Genomic DNA, 17,633 nt, shown 5'->3' with positions numbered 1-17,633 from the left:
CGTGAGCGGCACGGTCCCGATCCGCGTCGAGGGCGCGCCCGCCCGGCGGCGCCGATGGCCGTGGGTCGTCGCGCTGCTGGTCGTGATCGGCCTGCTCGTCGGGGCGTGGTTCCTGGCAGAGGCGATCGCCCGTTCGGTCGTGACCAACGCGATCCGCGGGATCGTGGCATCCAACCTCGATCTCTCGGCCGATCAGCAGTTCGACGTCGACGTCGTGGGCACCGTCATCCCGCAGCTCATCGGCGGCAAGCTGGATGACGTGACGGTCTCCGCGGATGACGTCGTGCTGCGCGGCTTCGCCGGCGACGTGACGGTGCACGCGCAGGACATCGCGCTGAACGGATCGTCGGTGGGCAGTGCGACGGCGGCGGTCGAACTCGACGCCGAGCAGCTGCGCGCGCTGATGGCGAACGTCGACGGCTTCCCCGAGGAGACGCTGGGCATCGCCGAGCCGGACGTCACGATCTCGACCGAGCTGTCGCTGTTCGGCGTCGCGTTCCCCATCGGCGTATCGCTCACCCCGAGCGCCCAGGACGGCGACCTCGTGCTGACTCCCGCGTCGCTGCAGGTCGCGGGGGCGGATGTCACGGCGGACGAGCTGCGCCGTCAGTTCGGCGTGCTCTCGAACGCCGTGCTGCGGGACTGGCCGGTCTGCATCGCCTCGAGCCTGCCCGCCGGGCTCACGCTCTCGACGGTGGCGGTGAGCGGCGACGAGCTCGTCGCGACGCTCGACATCTCCCCGTCCATGCTCACCGACCCCGCGATGCGCGAGCCCGGCACCTGCTGACACATGCCGGGGCGCGGATGCCGGGTGCCCTAGACTTCAGGAACCGTTTCGGGCGTGCATCCACCGCCCGCTCCTCTGCGCCGAAGCTTCCATCTGATTGGTTCCACCGTGTCCGCCGTCCCGTCCCCTCGCACCGCGGCTCCGTCGTGGCTGCGGATTCCGGATGACGCGAACGCCCTGGCTCGCGCCGTGTGGCCGACCGGCAGCGGTCGCGGCGACGATGGAGTGATCCGCATCGGCGGCGTGCCGGCGACGGCGCTCGCCGAGCAGTACGGCACACCGCTGTACGTCCTCGACGAGGACGACGTGCGCGCCCACGCGCGTCGCACGCTCGGCGCGTTCCGCGACGCGGCCGCCGCGCACGGCGTGCAGGCCCGCGTCTACTACGCCGGCAAGGCGTTCCTGTCGACCGAGGTCGTGCGCTGGGTCACCGAAGAGGGTCTGGCCGTCGATGTGTGCAGCGGTGGTGAGCTGGCCGTCGCTCTCCGTGCGGGTGCCGACCCGTCGCGGCTCGGGTTCCACGGCAACAACAAGAGCGTCACCGAGCTCGAGAACGCCGTCGACGTCGCGATCGGCTCGGTCGTCGTCGACAGCATCGTCGAGCTCGACCGGCTCGCGGCCATCGCCGAGCGCCGCGGCGTGGTGCAGCCGGTCCTGCTCCGTGTGAACAGCGGTGTGCACGCCGAGACCCACGACTTCCTCGCGACGGCCCACGAGGATCAGAAGTTCGGGTTCACGCTGCAGGATGCCCCGGCCATCGCCGCTCGCGTGCGTGCGGCATCCGGGCTCCAGCTCGTCGGCCTGCACTGCCACATCGGATCGCAGATCTTCGGCACCGCCGGATTCCGGGAATCGGCGGCTCGTCTCGTCGAGGTGCATGCCGCGATCGGCGACCTCCCCGTCCTCAACCTCGGCGGCGGGTTCGGCATCGCCTACACGTCCGCCGACGATCCGACGCCGATCGAGGAGCTCGCGGCGGGCATCGTCGACGCCGTCGCGGGGGAGTGCGCGAGGCGCGGCATCCCGGTCCCGCACCTCGCCTTCGAGCCGGGCCGCGCGATCGTCGGCCAGGCGGGCGTCACGCTCTACGAGGTCGGCACGACCAAGTCCGTCGAGCTCGGCGAGGGGGCGACGCGCCTCTACGTGAGCGTCGACGGAGGCATGAGCGACAACGCGAGGCCGGCCCTCTACGGCGCCCAGTTCTCGGCGCGCATCGCATCGCGCACGAGCGATGACGCACCCGCGCTCGTGCGCGTCGTGGGCAAGCACTGCGAGTCGGGTGACATCGTCGTGGATCACGAGTACCTCCCGGCGGACGTGTCGCCCGGCGACCTGCTCGCCGTGCCCGCGACGGGCGCCTACTGCTTCTCGCTCGCGAGCAACTACAACTACGTCCCGCGCCCTCCCGTCGTCGCCGTGCGCGGCGGCCGGGCGCGGATCATCGTGCGCGGTGAGACGATCGATGATCTGCTGTCCCGCGATGCGGGCATCGGCACCCCCACGAAAGGGAATGTATGACCGACTACCGCCGCCTGCGGGTCGCGCTGCTGGGCGCGGGAGCCGTCGGCTCCCAGGTCGCAGCGCTCCTCCTCCGCCACGGTGACGAGCTCGCCGATCGCGCGGGTGCGACACTCGAGCTCGCCGGCATCGCCGTGCGCGATGTCGACGCTCCCCGCGACGCGGATCTGCCGAAGGAGCTCTTCACGACCGACGCCGAGACCCTGATCCTGGGCTCCGACATCGTCATCGAGCTCATGGGCGGCATCGAGCCGGCGCGGACGTACATCCTGCAGGCCATCAACTCGGGCGCCGACGTCGTGACGGCCAACAAGGCGCTCCTGGCGACCTTCGGCTCCGAGATCTTCGATGCGGCCGACCAGGTCGGAGCGTCGGTCTACTATGAAGCCGCCGCCGCGGGTGCGATCCCGATCATCCGCCCGCTGCGCGACTCGCTCGCGGGCGACCGCGTGCAGCGCATCATGGGCATCGTCAACGGCACGACGAACTACATCCTCGACCGCATGGACACCGAGGGCGCCGAGTTCCTCGACGTGCTCGCCGACGCGCAGGCGCTGGGCTATGCCGAATCCGATCCCACGGCGGACGTCGAGGGCATCGACGCGGCGCAGAAGGCCGCGATCCTGGCATCCCTCGCCTTCCACACCTCGGTCCCGCTCGAGACGGTGCACCGCGAGGGCATCACGAAGATCGACAAGGGGATGATGGATGCCGCGCGCCACGCCGGCTACGTCATCAAGCTCCTCGCGGTGTGCGAGCGGCTGTCGGGCGATGACGGAGACTCCATCTCGGTGCGCGTCTATCCCGCGCTGGTTCCCCGCACGCACCCCCTCGCGAGCGTGCACGGCGCGAACAACGCCGTCTTCGTGCAGGCCGAGGCCGCCGGCAACCTCATGTTCTACGGCGCGGGCGCCGGCGGCGTGCAGACGGCGTCCGCCGTGCTGGGCGATGTCGTCTCGGCCGCTCGCCGCCACATCGCGGGCGGGGTCGGTGTGGGCGAGTCCACGCGCGCGAACCTGCCGATCGTGCCCGTCGGCCACGTCGTGACGCGCTATCAGGTCACGCTCGAGGTCGCCGACGAGCCGGGCGTGCTCGCCACGGTGGCCGGCATCCTGAGCGAAGGCAACGTCTCGATCGCGACGGTCGAGCAGACCGTCACAGGCGAGGACGCCACGACCGCCCGTCTCGTGATCGGCACGCACCGGGCGCGCGAACAAGACCTGAGCGACACCGTCGAACGACTCGCCGCGAGCGATGTCGTCGTGCGGGTCGTCTCGATGCTGCGAGTAGAAGGAGACTGACATGGCACATGTCTGGCGCGGAGTCCTGCGCGAATACGCCGACCGGCTGGGTGTGACGGATGCCTCGACCGTCGTGACCCTCGGCGAGGGCGGCACCCCGCTGCTGCCCGCCCCCGCGCTGTCGCGCCTCACGGGCGCCGACGTCTGGGTCAAGTTCGAGGGCATGAACCCCACCGGTTCGTTCAAGGACCGCGGCATGACCGTCGCGCTGTCCCGCGCCGTCGAGCACGGCGCGAAGGCCGTCATCTGCGCCTCGACGGGCAACACGTCGGCATCCGCCGCCGCGTACGCCGCGCATGCGGGCATCACCGCGGCCGTCCTCGTCCCCGAGGGCAAGATCGCGATGGGCAAGCTGTCGCAGGCCGTCGCCCACAACGGCCGGCTCATCCAGATCCGCGGCAACTTCGACGACTGCCTCGAGATCGCCCGAGAGCTCGCCGACCACTATCCCGTGCACCTCGTCAACTCGGTCAATCCCGACCGCATCGAGGGCCAGAAGACGGCGGCGTACGAAGTCGTCGAGCAGCTCGGCGACGCACCCGACTTCCACTTCATCCCCGTCGGCAACGCCGGCAACTACACGGCCTACTCGCGGGGCTACCGCGAAGAGGCCGAGCGCGGCGTCTCGACGCGCGTGCCTCGCATGTTCGGCTTCCAGGCCGACGGGTCGGCGCCGCTCGTGCGCGGCGAGGTCGTGAAGAACCCCGAGACGGTCGCGTCGGCGATCCGGATCGGCAATCCCGCCTCGTGGGAGCTCGCCCTCGAGGCGCGCGACGCGACGGACGGCTGGTTCGGCGCGATCGACGACGACCGCATCCTCGCGGCGCAGAAGCTGCTCGCGGGCGAAGTCGGCATCTTCGTCGAGCCGGCGTCGGCGATCAGCGTCGCCGGACTGCTCGACCGCGCCGAGGCGGGAATCGTGCCCGCGGGTGCGCGCGTCGTGCTGACGGTCACCGGTCACGGCTTGAAGGATCCGCAGTGGGCCCTCCGCAACGCCGACGGATCGACGGTCGAGCCCACCGTGGTGGACGCGACCACGTCCGAGGTGGCATCCGTCCTCGAACTCGCCCCCGTCGAGGCGACCGCGTGACACGATCCGTCCTCGTGCGGGTTCCCGCCACGAGCGCGAACCTGGGGCCGGGATTCGACACCCTCGGTCTCGCCCTGAGCGTGTACGACGAGCTCGTCGTCACGGTGCTGCCCGACGGCGAGCTCGAGATCGCCGTCTCGGGCGAGGGCGCGGCCGATGTGCCGCGTGACGCCTCGAACCTCGTCGTGCGCTCGATCGCCTACGCCTTCGAGGCGATGGGGAGACGGATGCCGGGCCTGCGCCTCGAGGCCCGCAACGTCATCCCGCACGGGCGGGGGATGGGCTCGTCGGGTGCTGCGGTCGTCTCGGGCCTGCTCGCCGCGAAGGGACTCCTCGAGGGCGACGTCGAGATCGGCGACGAGACGCTCCTGCGCCTCGCGACCGAGCTCGAAGGACACCCCGACAACGTGGCCCCCGCCCTCTTCGGCGGCTTCACGATCGCGTGGGTCGACGAGGGCGGACCGCAGCACAAGAAGCTGCTCGTCCACCGCGGCGTCGCCCCGCTCGTGCTCGTGCCGGGATTCACGATGTCGACCAGCGTGGCACGCAGCCTGCAGCCGCTCCACGTGCCGCGCGAGGACGCCGTGTTCAACGTCTCGCGGTCGGCGCTGCTGATCGCCGCGCTGACCCAGAGCCCGGAGCTGCTCCTCGCCGCGACGGGCGACAGGCTGCACCAGGACTATCGCGCGCAGGCCATGCCCGAGACCGATCGGCTCGTGCGCGCACTGCGCGCCGCGGGCTTCGCGGCGGTGGTCTCGGGAGCGGGTCCCAGCGTCCTCGTGCTCGCCGACGGCCCCGGTCGCCGGCTGGAGGCGGCGGAGCTCGTCGCGGAGAGCACCGACACCCCGTGGGATGCGCTCATGCTCGCCGTCGACGTCAAGGGTGGTACAGTGAGGGAGTATGCGGAGGGTTCCACGTAACCCGTGAATCTGGCCTCCGTCGCACATCTGCGAAACCACCGCACACCCCCCGTGCCCGGTCTCTGAGCTCGTCACAGCGCGGTCCCGCAAGGGTCCGAGTCTGATCAGCCGAGGGCGGAGCGGGGCTCCTACGTCGTGCATGCGACCGTGCGGTCGTGCATATCCATCCGAATCTCATTCGCTTTCACAAGGGAGAACTCGTGGAGTCCATCTCCGAGATCCACATCTCAGGCGCAGAGACCGAAGAGCGCACCGACGCGCCCGAGGCCGACGCCAACATCGAAACCACCGACGCCGCTGAGGCCGTCGAGGCGGCCGCCGTCGAGACCGCACCCGCGGCCGACGAAGCGCCTTCCACCGAGACGGTCGAGACCGAGGCGGCCGCTGAGGCGGCGCCCGAGGCCGACGCCGAGGCCCAGCCCGAGACCGAGGCTGCTGCTCAGGCCGCGCCGGCTGCCGAAGAGGCCCCGGTCGAGGCCGAGCCCGCCGCCGAGGCCGAGCCCGCCGCCGAGGCCGCACCGGTCGAGGTCGACGCGCCGGCCGAGCCCGAGGCGCCCGTCGCCGCGAAGCCGGTCCGCAAGCGCGCTCCGCGCCGCGCCAAGAGCACCGACCCCAAGCCCGAGGTCGCCGCCGAAGAGGCGCCGGCCGAGGCATCCGCCGCCGACGCGCCCGCCGCCGAGGCATCCGCCGAAGAATCGACTGCCGTCGACGAGGCGCCCGCGGCCGCGCAGGACACTGCCGCCGGCGAGGGTGAGGCGTCGGCGGACACATCCGACGCCTCCGCTGAGGGCGACGCGTCGGCCGAGGGCGACGCGCCCGCCGAGGGCTCGGGCCGCAGCCGCAGCCGCAGCCGGAGCCGCAACCGCAACCGGAACGCGCAGGGCGACAAGCCGGCGCAGGGTCAGCAGAACGGCCAGAACTCGACGGGCGGCCAGAACCAGCCGCAAGCCGCCGCATCCGATTCCGACGATGACGGCGCCCAGGGCAACGCCCGCAACCGCCAGCGCAACAAGCGCCGCCCGCAGGGCGGCCAGGGCGACGAGTTCGAGACCGAGATCGGCGAGGACGACGTCCTGATCCCGATCGCGGGCATCCTCGACGTGCTCGACAACTACGCCTTCGTGCGCACGTCGGGTTACCTGCCCGGCACGAGCGACGTCTACGTCTCGCTCGGCCAGGTCAAGAAGTACAACCTCCGCAAGGGCGACGCCGTCGTCGGCGCGATCAAGCAGCCGCGCGAGGGCGAGCAGTCCAGCCGCCAGAAGTACAACGCGCTCGTCAAGGTCGACGCGATCAACGGCCTCTCGGTCGACGACGCCGCGAACCGGGTCGAGTTCGGCAAGCTCACGCCGCTCTACCCGCAGGAGCGTCTGCGCCTCGAGACGGCGCCCGAGAAGCTCACGCAGCGCATCATCGACCTCGTGGCCCCGATCGGCAAGGGCCAGCGCGGCCTCATCGTCGCACCGCCCAAGGCCGGCAAGACGATCGTCCTCCAGCAGATCGCCAACGCCATCGCGACGAACAACCCCGAGGTCCACCTCATGGTCGTGCTCGTCGACGAGCGCCCCGAAGAGGTCACCGACATGCAGCGCACGGTCAAGGGCGAGGTCATCGCCTCGACCTTCGACCGTCCGGCCGAAGACCACACGACCGTCGCCGAGCTCGCGATCGAGCGCGCCAAGCGCCTGGTCGAGCTCGGTCGCGACGTCGTCGTGCTGCTCGACTCGATCACGCGCCTCGGCCGTGCCTACAACATCTCGGCGCCGACGTCGGGTCGCGTCCTGACCGGCGGTGTCGACGCATCCGCCCTCTACCCGCCCAAGCGCTTCTTCGGCGCCGCGCGCAACATCGAGAACGGCGGATCCCTCACGATCCTCGCGACGGCCCTCGTCGAGACCGGTTCGAAGATGGACGACGTGATCTTCGAGGAGTTCAAGGGCACGGGCAACAGCGAGCTGCGCCTGTCGCGCCAGCTGGCCGACAAGCGCATCTTCCCCGCGGTCGACGTCAACGCGTCGTCGACGCGTCGCGAGGAGATGCTCCTCTCGGCCGACGAGGTCAAGATCACGTGGAAGCTGCGTCGCGCCCTCGCGGGTCTCGACCCGCAGCAGGCGCTCGAGGTCGTGCTCGGCAAGCTCAAGGAGACGCAGTCGAACGTCGAGTTCCTCGTGCAGATGCAGAAGTCGATCCCGGCGCCCGCGTCGAGCGGCGGACGCACCCACGCGGACGACAACAGCATCCGCTGAGCCGGCGATGTTCGAGTCCGTCCAAGGGCTGATCGACGAGCACAAGGCGGTCCAGGAGGAGCTCTCCGACCCGGCCGTGCACGCTGATGCGGCTCGTGCGAAGCGCGTCAACCGGCGATACGCCGAGCTGTCGCGCATCGTCAAGGCGCACGAGGACTGGCTCGCGGCCTCCGATGACCTGGATGCCGCGCGCGAGCTCGCCCGCGAGGACGACGCGTTCGCCGAGGAGGTGCCGGGACTCGAGGACGCCCTCGCCGCGGCGCAGGAGCGCCTCCGCCGACTGCTGATCCCGCGCGATCCCGACGACGCGCGCGACGTGATCATGGAGATCAAGGGCGGTGAGGGCGGCGCCGAGAGCGCCCTGTTCGCCGCGGACCTCCTGCGGATGTACCTGCAGTACGCCGCGTCCAAGGGGTGGAAGACCGAGCTGCTCGAGCGGACGGAGTCCGACCTCGGGGGCTACAAGGACGTCCAGGTCGCGATCAAGGGCTCGTCCACCGACCCCGCCCAGGGCGTGTGGGCGCACCTCAAGTACGAGGGCGGCGTGCACCGCGTGCAGCGCGTGCCCGTGACCGAGTCGCAGGGGCGCATCCACACCTCCACGACCGGCGTGCTCGTCTTCCCCGAGGTCGACGAGCCCGAAGAGGTCGACATCAACCCGAACGACCTCAAGATCGACGTGTTCCGCTCGTCGGGGCCGGGCGGTCAGTCGGTCAACACGACCGACTCCGCCGTGCGCATCACCCACGTGCCCACGGGCATCGTCGTGTCGATGCAGAACGAGAAGTCCCAGCTGCAGAACCGCGAGGCCGGCATGCGCGTGCTGCGTGCACGGATCCTCGCGAAGCAGCAGGAGGAGCTGGATGCCGTCGCATCCGATGCCCGCAAGTCCCAGATCCGCGGGATGGACCGCTCCGAGCGCATCCGCACGTACAACTTCCCCGAGAACCGCATCGCCGACCACCGCACGGGCTACAAGGCGTACAACCTCGACCAGGTGATGGACGGCGCGCTCGACCCGATCATCGAGTCGGCGATCACGGCCGACGAAGAGGCGCGCCTCGCCGCTCTCGGCGCGGAGTCCTGACCCCGCCGCCCCCCGGACCCGAGAGGTCACCCCGCCGGCCAACCAACTCACTTCTCGCGAACCCACCCGATTCGTCGCCGAGAACTGCGTGGGTTGGTCGGAAGTGCGTGGGTTCGGGTTCACGCGCCGACCCGGCGCGTGGGTTCGCGGTCAACCGCAGGCGGAGCGCTAGGGTGAGCGCGTGATCACGTTCCTCATCCGCGCCGCCATCTTCGTCGTCTCGGCGTTCCTCGGGCTGGTCGCGGCGGACCTCATCCTGCCGGGCTTCTACCTGCACTGGAACGACTGGTGGGGGATCGTGCTCGCGGTCCTCATCTTCGCCGTCCTGCAGAGCGTGCTCGCGCCGTGGCTGTTCAAGATCACCCGCCGCCACGCCAGCGCGTTCCTCGGCGGCATCGGTCTGGTCTCGACCTTCGTCGCGCTGCTCATCGCCGTCGTCATCCCGGCGGCGGGCATCGGCATCGATGGACCGGTCTCGTGGATCATCGGCACCCTCGTCGTCTGGCTCGTCACCGCCCTCGCGACGTGGCTGCTGCCGCCCCTGTTCATCAAGAAGAAGGTCGACGCGCGTCGCGATTAGCATCGATGGATGCCTGAGACCCCGCATCCGCGTCGCATCCGCGTCCTCGGAACATCGGGATCCGGCAAGACGACGCTCGCGGGCGAGATCGCGCGCCGGACGGCCCTCCCTCGGCTCGAGCTCGACGCCGTGTTCTGGGCCGCCGACTGGCAGTACCGCGACCTCGGCGAAGCGCACGCGATCATCGCGGCGTTCGTCGCCGCGCATCCCGACGGCTGGGTGATCGACGGCAACTGGACGTCGCGGCTGGACGGACTCCTCGACCCGGGGACGGATGCCGGAGCCGACCTCGTCGTGTGGCTCGACCACCCCCGCCGGCTCGTGATGAGCCGGATCATCCGCAGAACGCTCAGGCGGGGCATCCGCCGCGAGGAACTCTGGCACGGCAATCGCGAGCGTCCGTCGACGTGGTTCTCACGCGATCCGCACGAGAACGTCGTCCTGTGGGCGTGGACGAGTCACCCGACGACCCGCGACCGGATGACGAAGCGGATGGATGCCGGCTGGCCGGTCGTCCGGCTGCGCGGGCGCCGCGCGGTCGAGCGATGGCTCGCGTCGCTCAGATGACGTATTCGGGCGCGGTGAGGATCGCGCGCGTGTCTTCGCCCGCGCGCCGCGAGCGGGGCTTGGCGGGCACCCCGACCAGGACGCTGTCCGGCGGGGCATCCTTCGTCACGACGGCGTTCGCCCCGACGACGGAGTGTGCGCCGACCCTGATCGGGCCGAGGATCTTCGCGCCCGCTCCGACGGCGACGCCGTCCTCGAGCGTCGGGTGACGCTTGCCGCCCTCGCGCTGACGACCCCCGAGCGTCACGCCGTGGTAGAGCATGACGTCGTCGCCGACCTCGGCGGTCTCGCCGATCACGACACCCATGCCGTGGTCGATGAAGAACCGGCGGCCGATCGTCGCACCCGGGTGGATCTCGATGCCCGTCGTCCAGCGGGTGAGCTGCGAGCCGAGACGTGCGACGAAGCGGAAGCCCCGCACCCACAGCCCGTGCCAGACGCGATGCGCCCAGATGGCGTGCAGCCCGGGGTACAGCAGCGCGATCTCGACGCCGCCGCGCGCTGCGGGGTCACGCAGCTTCGCCGCGGCGACGTCTTCGCGGATGCGCCCCCAGAACGACACGTCAGTCCTCGGAGAGGTGCTCGTAGAGCGCCGTCGAGAGGTAGCGCTCGCCGAAGGACGGGATGATGACGACGATGTTCTTGCCCGCGGCCTCCGGTCGCTTGGCGACTTCGAGCGCAGCCCAGATCGCGGCCCCGCTCGACATGCCCACCAGGATGCCGTCCTTGGTCGCCGTCTCGCGTGCGAGACGGATGGCGTCGTCGAACTCGACGTCGATGACCTCGTCGATGACGTCCCGGTCGAGGATCTCGGGCACGAAGTTCGGTCCGATCCCCTGGATCTTGTGCGGTCCGGGGGTGCCCTTGGTGAGGATGGGGGAGTCGGCGGGCTCGACGGCCACGATCTTCACACCGGGCACGCGCTCCTTGAGCAACTGGCCCACGCCCGTGATGGTGCCGGCCGTGCCGATCCCGGCGACGAAGTAGTCGACCTTGCCGTCGGTGTCGCGCAGGATCTCCTCGGCAGTCGTCTTGCGGTGGATCGCGGGGTTCGCCTCGTTCTCGAACTGTCGCGTCCAGACCGCGCCGGGGGTCTCCGCGACGATGCGCTTGGCCTCCTCGACGGCGAACGACATGCCCTTGGTCGGGTCGGTGAGCACGAGCTCGGCCCCGAAGGCCTTCAGGAGCGTGCGGCGCTCCTTCGACATCGAGGCGGGCATCGTGAGGATGACGCGGTAGCCGCGCGCGGCCCCGACCATGGCGAGCGCGATGCCCGTGTTGCCGCTCGTCGATTCGACGAGCGTGCCACCGGGCTTGAGCTCGCCGGATGCCTCGGCGGCATCGACGATCGCGATGCCCAGGCGGTCCTTGACGCTGCCGGCGGGGTTGTAGAACTCGAGCTTGGCGAGGATGTTGCCGTCAACGCCCTCCGCGACGCGGTTGAGGCGCACGAGCGGCGTGTCGCCGAAGGCGGTGGTGATGTCGGAGTGGATGCCGGGCATGTCGGGCCTTTCGCGGAGGGTCGTGACCGTGAACCAGCCTAGGGGAGGGCGCATTCCCGCAGGACCGTGTGACGTCGCTAGGCTGTGCCCTGCCCATGGACTCCCCCCTCTTGCTGCAGGCCGCGCTCCACCGCGCCGCCGACACCTTCGCGCGCGCCGGCATCGCCGACCCCGTCGTCGACGCGGAGCTGCTCGCGGCCCACGTGCTCGGTACCGGACGCGGGGGAGTGCAGGCTGCCGCGATCCGCGGCGACGCTCTCGCACCCGCGCAGGCGGAGGAGCTCGACCGTCTCGTCGCGCGACGCGCGACGCGCGAGCCGCTCCAGCACCTCACGGGCACGGCGCCCTTCCGTCACCTCGAGCTGCGCGTGGGGCCGGGCGTCTTCGTCCCTCGTCCCGAGACCGAGATGGTCGCGCAGCTCGCGATCGACGCCCTCCGTGCCGCCGCCGCGCCCGCACCCATCGCCGTGGATCTCGGCACGGGCAGCGGTGCGATCGCCCTCGCGATGGCGACCGAGGTGCCGCACGCACAGGTCTTCGCCGCCGAGAACTCGGTCGACGCCTTCGTCTGGACCAAGGAGAACTTCGCCCTCGTCGGCGCGGACAACGCCCGCCTCGCCTTCATCGACCTCGAGCGCGCGTTCCCCGAGCTCGACGGAACGGTATCCGTCGTGGCATCCAATCCTCCGTACGTTCCGGATGCCGCGATCCCCCGCGACCCCGAAGTCCGGTTCTTCGACCCGCCGGCTGCGCTCTACGGGGGCGCCGACGGTCTCGATGTCGTGCGCGTGCTGAGCCGCGTCGGACTGCGCCTCGCGCACGGCGGAGGCACGATCGTGATCGAGCACGGCGAATGGCAGGGCGCAGAGATCCGTGCGATCCTCGCGGCGGACGGCTGGCGGGCGGCGGCGACGCATCCCGACCTCACGATGCGCGACCGCGCCACGACCGCGCTGCGCCCCTGAGCGCTCGCCCGTTCCACCCAGGCACGCGGCCGTAGACTGTCGGGGTCATGTCCTCCCTCTTCGACTGCAGCGACGAGTCGCAGCTCCTTCCCGGCATGCGCGCCGCGCGGCGCGCGATCGCACGCGGCGAACTCGTCGTCCTCCCCACCGACACCGTCTACGGTGTCGCGGCGGACGCGTTCGACGCCGCGGCCGTGCAGCGGCTGCTGGATGCCAAGGGTCGCGGCCGGCAGTCGCCCCCGCCCGTGCTGGTGTCGGGCGTGAACACGCTGCGCGCGCTCGTCGCCGACGTCCCCGCCGCCGTCGAACGCCTCGTCGAGGAGTTCTGGCCCGGCGGGCTGACCATCGTGCTGCCGGCGCAGCCGTCCCTCACGTGGGACCTCGGCGAGACGCACGGCACCGTCGCGGTGCGGATGCCGGCGAACCGGATCGCCCTCGAGCTGCTCGAGGAGACGGGGCCCCTCGCGGTGTCGTCCGCGAACCTGACGGGGAAGAACGCGGCGGTCTTCGTCGACGACGCCCGCGCGATGCTCGGGGAGTCCGTGGAGATCTACCTCGACGGAGGGCCGTCCGCGCGGGGGATCTCGTCGACGATCGTGGATGCCACGAGTCTCGTCGGCGGCGACGAGCCGGTCGTGCGCGTGCTGCGCGAAGGGGCCGTCGAGCGGGCTCGCCTGCGCGAGGTGCTCGGGGATCTGCTCGAGCCGGACCCCGCCGAGGACCCCCCGCCGGGCGCGACCCTGTGAAGCAGTACGTCTTCACGATCATCCTCACGGCGGCCCTGACGCTGGCGCTGTCGTGGGGTGTCTGGCGACTCAGCCTCAGGTACAAGCTCTACCCCGGCATCCGCGAGCGCGACGTCCACAAGACGCCGACGCCGCGCCTCGGCGGCGTGGCGATGTTCCTGGGAGTGACGGCGGCGTTCCTGATGTCGGCGCAGCATCCCTTCTTCTCCCTCATCTGGGCGCAGCCCGAGCGCATCTGGGCGATCCTCGGCGCGACGTTCCTCATCGTCGTCATCGGTGTCGCCGACGACTTGTGGGACCTCGACTGGATGATCAAGCTCGGGGCGCAGTTCCTCGCGGCCGGGCTCATCGCGTGGTTCGGCGGCCTGCAGATCTACGCGATCCCCCTGGGCGGGATGACGGTGGTGTCGACCTGGGTGAGCTTCACCCTCACGATCTTCGCGATCGTCATCGTCATGAACGCCGTCAACTTCATCGACGGCCTCGACGGTCTCGTCGCCGGCGTCTGCCTCATCGCGAACGTCGTCTTCTTCGCCTACTCGTACCTGCTCGTGCGCGACTTCGGCGCGAGCACGTACTCGAACCTCGCCTCCTTCATCGCCGCCGCGCTCATCGGGGCGTGTCTCGGCTTCCTGCCGCTCAACTGGAGCCCCGCCAAGCTGTTCATGGGCGATTCGGGCGCCCTCATGCTGGGCCTCCTCATGGCGACCTCGGCCATCGCGATCACGGGCGACCTCGAGCCGTCGATGTTCGACCCCGACGAGTTCGGCCGTTCCCAGCTGCTCGGTGCGTTCATCCCGATCATCCTTCCCGTCGTGGTCGTGCTGCTGCCGCTCCTGGACTTCGGGCTCGCCGTCGTCCGGCGCGTCAGCAAGGGCAAGTCGCCGTTCTCGCCCGACCGCAAGCACCTGCACCACCGCATGCTCGACATGGGGCATTCGGATCGGGATGCCGTGCTGATCTTCTACGCATGGACAGCCGTCGTGAGCCTCGCGGTCCTGCTCATGTACATCGGTGCGCAGGCCGACTGGCCGGGCGAGTATCTCCTCGGCGTCGCCTTCGGCGTCGTGGGCGTCGCCGTCTGCCTCGTGCTCACCTTCTCTCCCTCGCGGCTCTCGGCGAAACGCCGGGCCGCGGCATCCACCCCGCCACCGAACGTCCTGGAGGACGCCCGATGACTTCCCCGCAGCAGATCTCGAGTACGCCGATCCTCCGCACGACCCTGCTGTGGTCGGGAGCCGCGACGGCGGTGCTCGCCGTCCTGGGAGCCGTCATCGGCTTCCTCGTCGCCGACACCGAGGGCCTGTGGAGCGCGCTCGCGGGCGTGCTCCTGGCCGCCGTGTTCCTCGCGATCACGGGGATCAGCATCCTGATCGCCAACCGCTGGTACGGCGATCCGCTCTTCGTGCAGCTCTTCTTCGGCATCGTCATGGGCGGCTGGCTTCTCAAGTTCGTGATCTTCCTCGTGGTCCTCTTCACGCTGCGCGGGCAGCCGTGGCTCAACCCCACGGTGTTCTTCGTCGCGGTGGTGGTCAGCATCCTGACCTCGCTCGCGATCGACGTCGTGGTGATGCTCCGGATGCGTGTCCCGTACGTCGGAGACGCCGCGCTTCCGACCGAGAATCCCGAAGATCGCCCGTCCGAGTAAGGGAAGCCTGCCTCGGCGGATTCCGGAGCCCCTCAGGTTTGATAGGCTGGGTCTGCGCCCGCCGCCTCACCCGTGAGTGCTTGCGCGGAGTGACTCTCACCGACCATCGTCGCACCGGTTCCGGCCGTTGCCCCGAAGCTGGAGCCAGCGCTGTTTACTGAAGCTGCGAGCCTGATCGCCACTGCTGCCGAATCGGACGATGGCGGTTTCCACGCGCCGTCGATCTTCGAGTTCTTCCCCGACGCCGTCATCACGTTCCCGGGGCTCTACGTCTTCGGTCAGCCGTTCGAGATCACGCGCATCCACCTGATCCAGTTCCTCGCGACGATCGCCGTCGTGCTGATCTTCTGGCTCGGCACGCGCCGCATGAAGGTCGTTCCCGGCCGCTTCCAGAGCCTCGTCGAGATGGGCCTGGACTTCGTCCGCGTCAACATCGCGCACGACCTGCTGGGCAAGAAGGACGGCGACCGGTTCCTGCCGATCCTCACGACGATGTTCTTCATGATCCTGTTCATGAACATCACGGGCATCATCCCGTTCCTGAACATCGCCGGCACGAGCATCATCGCGGTCCCGCTGCTGCTCGCACTGGTGTCGTACGTGACGTTCATCTACGCGGGCATCAAGAAGAGCCCCAAGAACTTCTTCAAGAACTCGCTCTTCCCGTCGGGCGTGCCGTGGCCGATCTACATCATCGTCACGCCGATCGAGCTCATCTCGACCTTCGTCGTCCGGCCCGTCACGCTGACGCTCCGACTCCTCATGAACATGATGGTCGGCCACCTTCTGCTCGTGCTGTTCTTCGCGGCGACGCAGTTCTTCTTCTTCACCGCCGGCGGGTGGTGGTCGCTCCTCGGGGTCGGCTCGCTCGCGTTCGGCTTCGTCTTCACTCTGTTCGAGCTCCTGGTGGCAGTCCTCCAGGCGTACGTCTTCGCTCTCCTCACCGCGGTCTACATCCAGCTCGCGGTGGCGGAAGAGCACTGATCCCGGGTCGGCACAGCCACCCGTAACCGAAAGGAAAACCAACTCGTGGACGCAACTACGGTTCTCGCCGAGGTCACCGGCAGCATCGCGACCGTCGGCTACGGCCTCGCAGCCATCGGCCCCGCCATCGGCGTGGGCATCGTCGTCGGCAAGACGATCGAGGGGGTCGCCCGTCAGCCCGAGCTCGCAGGCCGCCTGCAGGTGCTCATGTGGATCGGCATCGCCTTCACCGAGGCGCTCGCCTTCATCGGCATCGCCACGGCCTTCATCTTCGGCTACGCCTGATCCGTCACTTTCGAGCTAAGGAGACAGGATGCTGAACGCTCTTGTCACAATCGCCGCAGAAGAGGGCGAAGCTGCGCCGAGCCCTCTGCTGCCGGCTCCGTACGACATCATCTGGTCGGCGGTGTGCTTCGTCATCATCCTCTTCATCTTCTGGAGGGTCGCCCTTCCCCGGATGAAGAAGCTGCTCGACGAGCGCAGTGCTGCGATCGAAGGCAACATCGCGAAGGCCGACGAGGCCCAGCGCAAGGCCGAGGCCGCGCTCGAGGAGTACACGGCGCAGCTCGCCGATGCTCGCAAGGAAGCCGGTGAGATCCGCGACGCCGCCCGTGAGGACGGCAAGAAGATCGTCGCCGAGGCGAAGGACACCGCGACCTCCGAGGCCGCGCGTCTGACGGCCGCGGCGCACTCGCAGATCGAGGCCGAGCGCCAGACGGCGTTCGTGTCGCTGCGCAGCGAAGTGGGCACCCTCGCCCTCGATCTCGCCGGCGGCGTGATCGGCGAGACGCTCTCGGACGACAAGAAGGCTCAGGCCGTCGTCGATCGCTTCCTCGCGGAGCTCGAGGCGTCCGAGACGGCGGGTAAGGCGTAATGGGCAGCGCGACCACTCAGGCCCTCGCGGCGACGACGGCGGCGCTCGACGCCGCGTCGGGTGTCGACCTGGACGTCGCCCGCGAGCTCTTCGCCGCGGCGCGCGCCCTCGGCGACTCGTCGCAGCTGAGCGGCGCGCTCGCCGACTCCGCCGCGGCCCCGGCCGCACGCAGCAGTCTCGTCGCCGCAGCCTTCGGCGGAAGCGTCTCGGCCGCGACCGTGAAGCTCCTCACGACGGTCGCCGAGCAGCGCTGGTCGTCGGCATCCGAGCTCGTCGACGGTGTCGAGGAGCTCGCGATCCGCGCCGCGGCGATCGCCGAGCCGAACGCGGACGTCGAGGACGAGCTGTTCCGGTTCTCGCGCGCGATCGCCGGCAACTCGGAGCTCGAGCTCGCGCTGGGCAGCCGGCTCGGTGAGGCGTCCGCCAAGGGCGTTCTCGTCGAGAAGCTCATCGGCGGCAAGACGAGCCCCGCGACGACGCTCATCGCGGCATCGCTCGTGCAGCAGCCGCGCGAGCGCCGTGTGCGGCAGCTGCTCTCGCGCGCGACCAAGCTCGTCGCCGATCAGCGCGGACGCATCGTGGCGACGGTCTTCACGGCGGTTCCGCTCGGCGCCGCGCAGGTCGACCGCCTCACGGCGTCGCTGTCGCAGCGGTACGGCAAGAACGTCTCGGTCAACACCGTCATCGAGCCGTCGCTCGTGGGCGGACTGCGGGTGCAGGTCGCCGACGACGTCATCGACGCGAGCGTGTCCGCACGTCTCGCCGACCTCCGCCAGCGACTCGCTGGCTGACACACACTTCCCGCCACCGGCGGAGAT

General features: G+C 70.1%; 20 protein-coding genes. 17 read left to right on the top strand and 3 right to left on the bottom strand.

Annotation, left to right across the window (positions count from 1 at the left end; genetic code table 11):
- The first annotated feature begins 1 nt into the window (after window position 1).
- From ACTIFV_RS03685 to ACTIFV_RS03645, 9 genes are all read left to right on the top strand, one after another.
- The gene (locus tag ACTIFV_RS03685) at window positions 2-787 is read left to right on the top strand and encodes an LmeA family phospholipid-binding protein (protein WP_439591426.1); all 786 of its coding nucleotides are present in this window, start codon (window positions 2-4) and stop codon (window positions 785-787) included.
- 108 nt (window positions 788-895) lie between these two features.
- Complete coding sequence (gene lysA, locus ACTIFV_RS03680; protein WP_439591425.1) at window positions 896-2,305, top strand: diaminopimelate decarboxylase; 1,410 nt, start codon at window positions 896-898, stop codon at window positions 2,303-2,305.
- Window positions 2,302-3,606: a homoserine dehydrogenase gene (locus ACTIFV_RS03675; protein WP_439591424.1), complete on the top strand. Its 1,305-nt coding sequence runs from the start codon at window positions 2,302-2,304 to the stop codon at window positions 3,604-3,606. Before lysA ends, ACTIFV_RS03675 begins: the two co-directional genes overlap by 4 nt.
- Before the next feature lies 1 nt (window position 3,607).
- Window positions 3,608-4,696, top strand: a complete 1,089-nt coding sequence (thrC, locus tag ACTIFV_RS03670; protein ID WP_439591423.1) for a threonine synthase — start codon at window positions 3,608-3,610, stop codon at window positions 4,694-4,696.
- On the top strand, window positions 4,693-5,616 hold the full coding sequence (thrB, locus tag ACTIFV_RS03665) for a homoserine kinase (RefSeq protein WP_439591422.1): 924 nt from the start codon (window positions 4,693-4,695) through the stop codon (window positions 5,614-5,616). The genes thrC and thrB overlap by 4 nt, the downstream gene beginning before the upstream one ends.
- 200 nt (window positions 5,617-5,816) lie before the next feature.
- The gene (gene rho / locus ACTIFV_RS03660; protein WP_439591421.1) at window positions 5,817-7,862 is read left to right on the top strand and encodes a transcription termination factor Rho; all 2,046 of its coding nucleotides are present in this window, start codon (window positions 5,817-5,819) and stop codon (window positions 7,860-7,862) included.
- A 7-nt stretch (window positions 7,863-7,869) separates the two neighbouring features.
- Window positions 7,870-8,949, top strand: a complete 1,080-nt coding sequence (prfA, locus tag ACTIFV_RS03655; RefSeq protein ID WP_439591420.1) for a peptide chain release factor 1 — start codon at window positions 7,870-7,872, stop codon at window positions 8,947-8,949.
- A gap of 181 nt (window positions 8,950-9,130) precedes the next feature.
- Complete coding sequence (locus tag ACTIFV_RS03650) at window positions 9,131-9,529, top strand: hypothetical protein (RefSeq protein WP_439591419.1); 399 nt, start codon at window positions 9,131-9,133, stop codon at window positions 9,527-9,529.
- A 9-nt stretch (window positions 9,530-9,538) separates the two neighbouring features.
- The gene (locus ACTIFV_RS03645) at window positions 9,539-10,096 is read left to right on the top strand and encodes a toxin (protein WP_439591418.1); all 558 of its coding nucleotides are present in this window, start codon (window positions 9,539-9,541) and stop codon (window positions 10,094-10,096) included.
- Here ACTIFV_RS03645 and epsC read toward each other — a convergent pair.
- Window positions 10,089-10,658: a serine O-acetyltransferase EpsC gene (epsC, locus tag ACTIFV_RS03640; RefSeq protein WP_439591417.1), complete on the bottom strand. Its 570-nt coding sequence runs from the start codon at window positions 10,656-10,658 to the stop codon at window positions 10,089-10,091. The two genes, ACTIFV_RS03645 and epsC, sit on opposite strands and share 8 nt — an antisense overlap.
- Window position 10,659: 1 nt before the next feature.
- On the bottom strand, window positions 10,660-11,598 hold the full coding sequence (gene cysK, locus ACTIFV_RS03635; protein WP_439591416.1) for a cysteine synthase A: 939 nt from the start codon (window positions 11,596-11,598) through the stop codon (window positions 10,660-10,662).
- A gap of 95 nt (window positions 11,599-11,693) precedes the next feature.
- Between cysK and prmC the strand changes: the two genes are divergently transcribed.
- Genes prmC through ACTIFV_RS03615 form a run of 4 tightly spaced genes read left to right on the top strand, consistent with a single transcriptional unit; the run spans window position 11,694 to window position 14,957 of the window.
- Entirely contained in the window at window positions 11,694-12,563 is an 870-nt protein-coding gene (gene prmC / locus ACTIFV_RS03630; RefSeq protein WP_439591415.1) for a peptide chain release factor N(5)-glutamine methyltransferase, read from the top strand.
- Window positions 12,564-12,610: 47 nt separating this feature from the next.
- Complete coding sequence (locus tag ACTIFV_RS03625; protein ID WP_439591414.1) at window positions 12,611-13,309, top strand: L-threonylcarbamoyladenylate synthase; 699 nt, start codon at window positions 12,611-12,613, stop codon at window positions 13,307-13,309.
- Window positions 13,306-14,487, top strand: a complete 1,182-nt coding sequence (locus ACTIFV_RS03620) for an MraY family glycosyltransferase (protein WP_439591413.1) — start codon at window positions 13,306-13,308, stop codon at window positions 14,485-14,487. The genes ACTIFV_RS03625 and ACTIFV_RS03620 overlap by 4 nt, the downstream gene beginning before the upstream one ends.
- Window positions 14,484-14,957, top strand: a complete 474-nt coding sequence (locus tag ACTIFV_RS03615) for a hypothetical protein (protein ID WP_439591412.1) — start codon at window positions 14,484-14,486, stop codon at window positions 14,955-14,957. Before ACTIFV_RS03620 ends, ACTIFV_RS03615 begins: the two co-directional genes overlap by 4 nt.
- A 96-nt stretch (window positions 14,958-15,053) precedes the next feature.
- Here the strand turns inward: ACTIFV_RS03615 and ACTIFV_RS03610 are convergent, their stop codons facing one another.
- Window positions 15,054-15,263: a hypothetical protein gene (locus ACTIFV_RS03610; RefSeq protein ID WP_439591411.1), complete on the bottom strand. Its 210-nt coding sequence runs from the start codon at window positions 15,261-15,263 to the stop codon at window positions 15,054-15,056.
- Here ACTIFV_RS03610 and atpB point away from each other — a divergent pair.
- From atpB to ACTIFV_RS03590, 4 genes are read left to right on the top strand one after another with little or no spacing between them, the layout of a single operon-like run.
- Window positions 15,180-15,941 (top strand): F0F1 ATP synthase subunit A, encoded by a 762-nt coding sequence (atpB, locus tag ACTIFV_RS03605; protein WP_439591829.1) that lies wholly within the window; start codon window positions 15,180-15,182, stop codon window positions 15,939-15,941. The two genes, ACTIFV_RS03610 and atpB, sit on opposite strands and share 84 nt — an antisense overlap.
- Window positions 15,942-15,986: 45 nt before the next feature.
- A complete protein-coding gene (gene atpE / locus ACTIFV_RS03600; protein WP_165124136.1) occupies window positions 15,987-16,226 on the top strand; it encodes an ATP synthase F0 subunit C in 240 nt (79 codons plus the stop codon).
- A 28-nt stretch (window positions 16,227-16,254) separates the two neighbouring features.
- Entirely contained in the window at window positions 16,255-16,815 is a 561-nt protein-coding gene (locus tag ACTIFV_RS03595) for a F0F1 ATP synthase subunit B (RefSeq protein WP_439591410.1), read from the top strand.
- Window positions 16,815-17,606 carry a F0F1 ATP synthase subunit delta gene (locus ACTIFV_RS03590; RefSeq protein WP_439591409.1) on the top strand — a complete coding sequence of 264 codons (792 nt, stop codon included), beginning with the start codon at window positions 16,815-16,817 and terminating at the stop codon, window positions 17,604-17,606. Before ACTIFV_RS03595 ends, ACTIFV_RS03590 begins: the two co-directional genes overlap by 1 nt.
- Window positions 17,607-17,633 lie beyond the last annotated feature (27 nt).

This window comes from Microbacterium sp. (genome assembly GCF_051860965.1).
In the GTDB taxonomy this organism is placed as follows: domain Bacteria; phylum Actinomycetota; class Actinomycetes; order Actinomycetales; family Microbacteriaceae; genus Microbacterium.
This window is presented reverse-complemented; position numbering and strand designations above follow the sequence as displayed.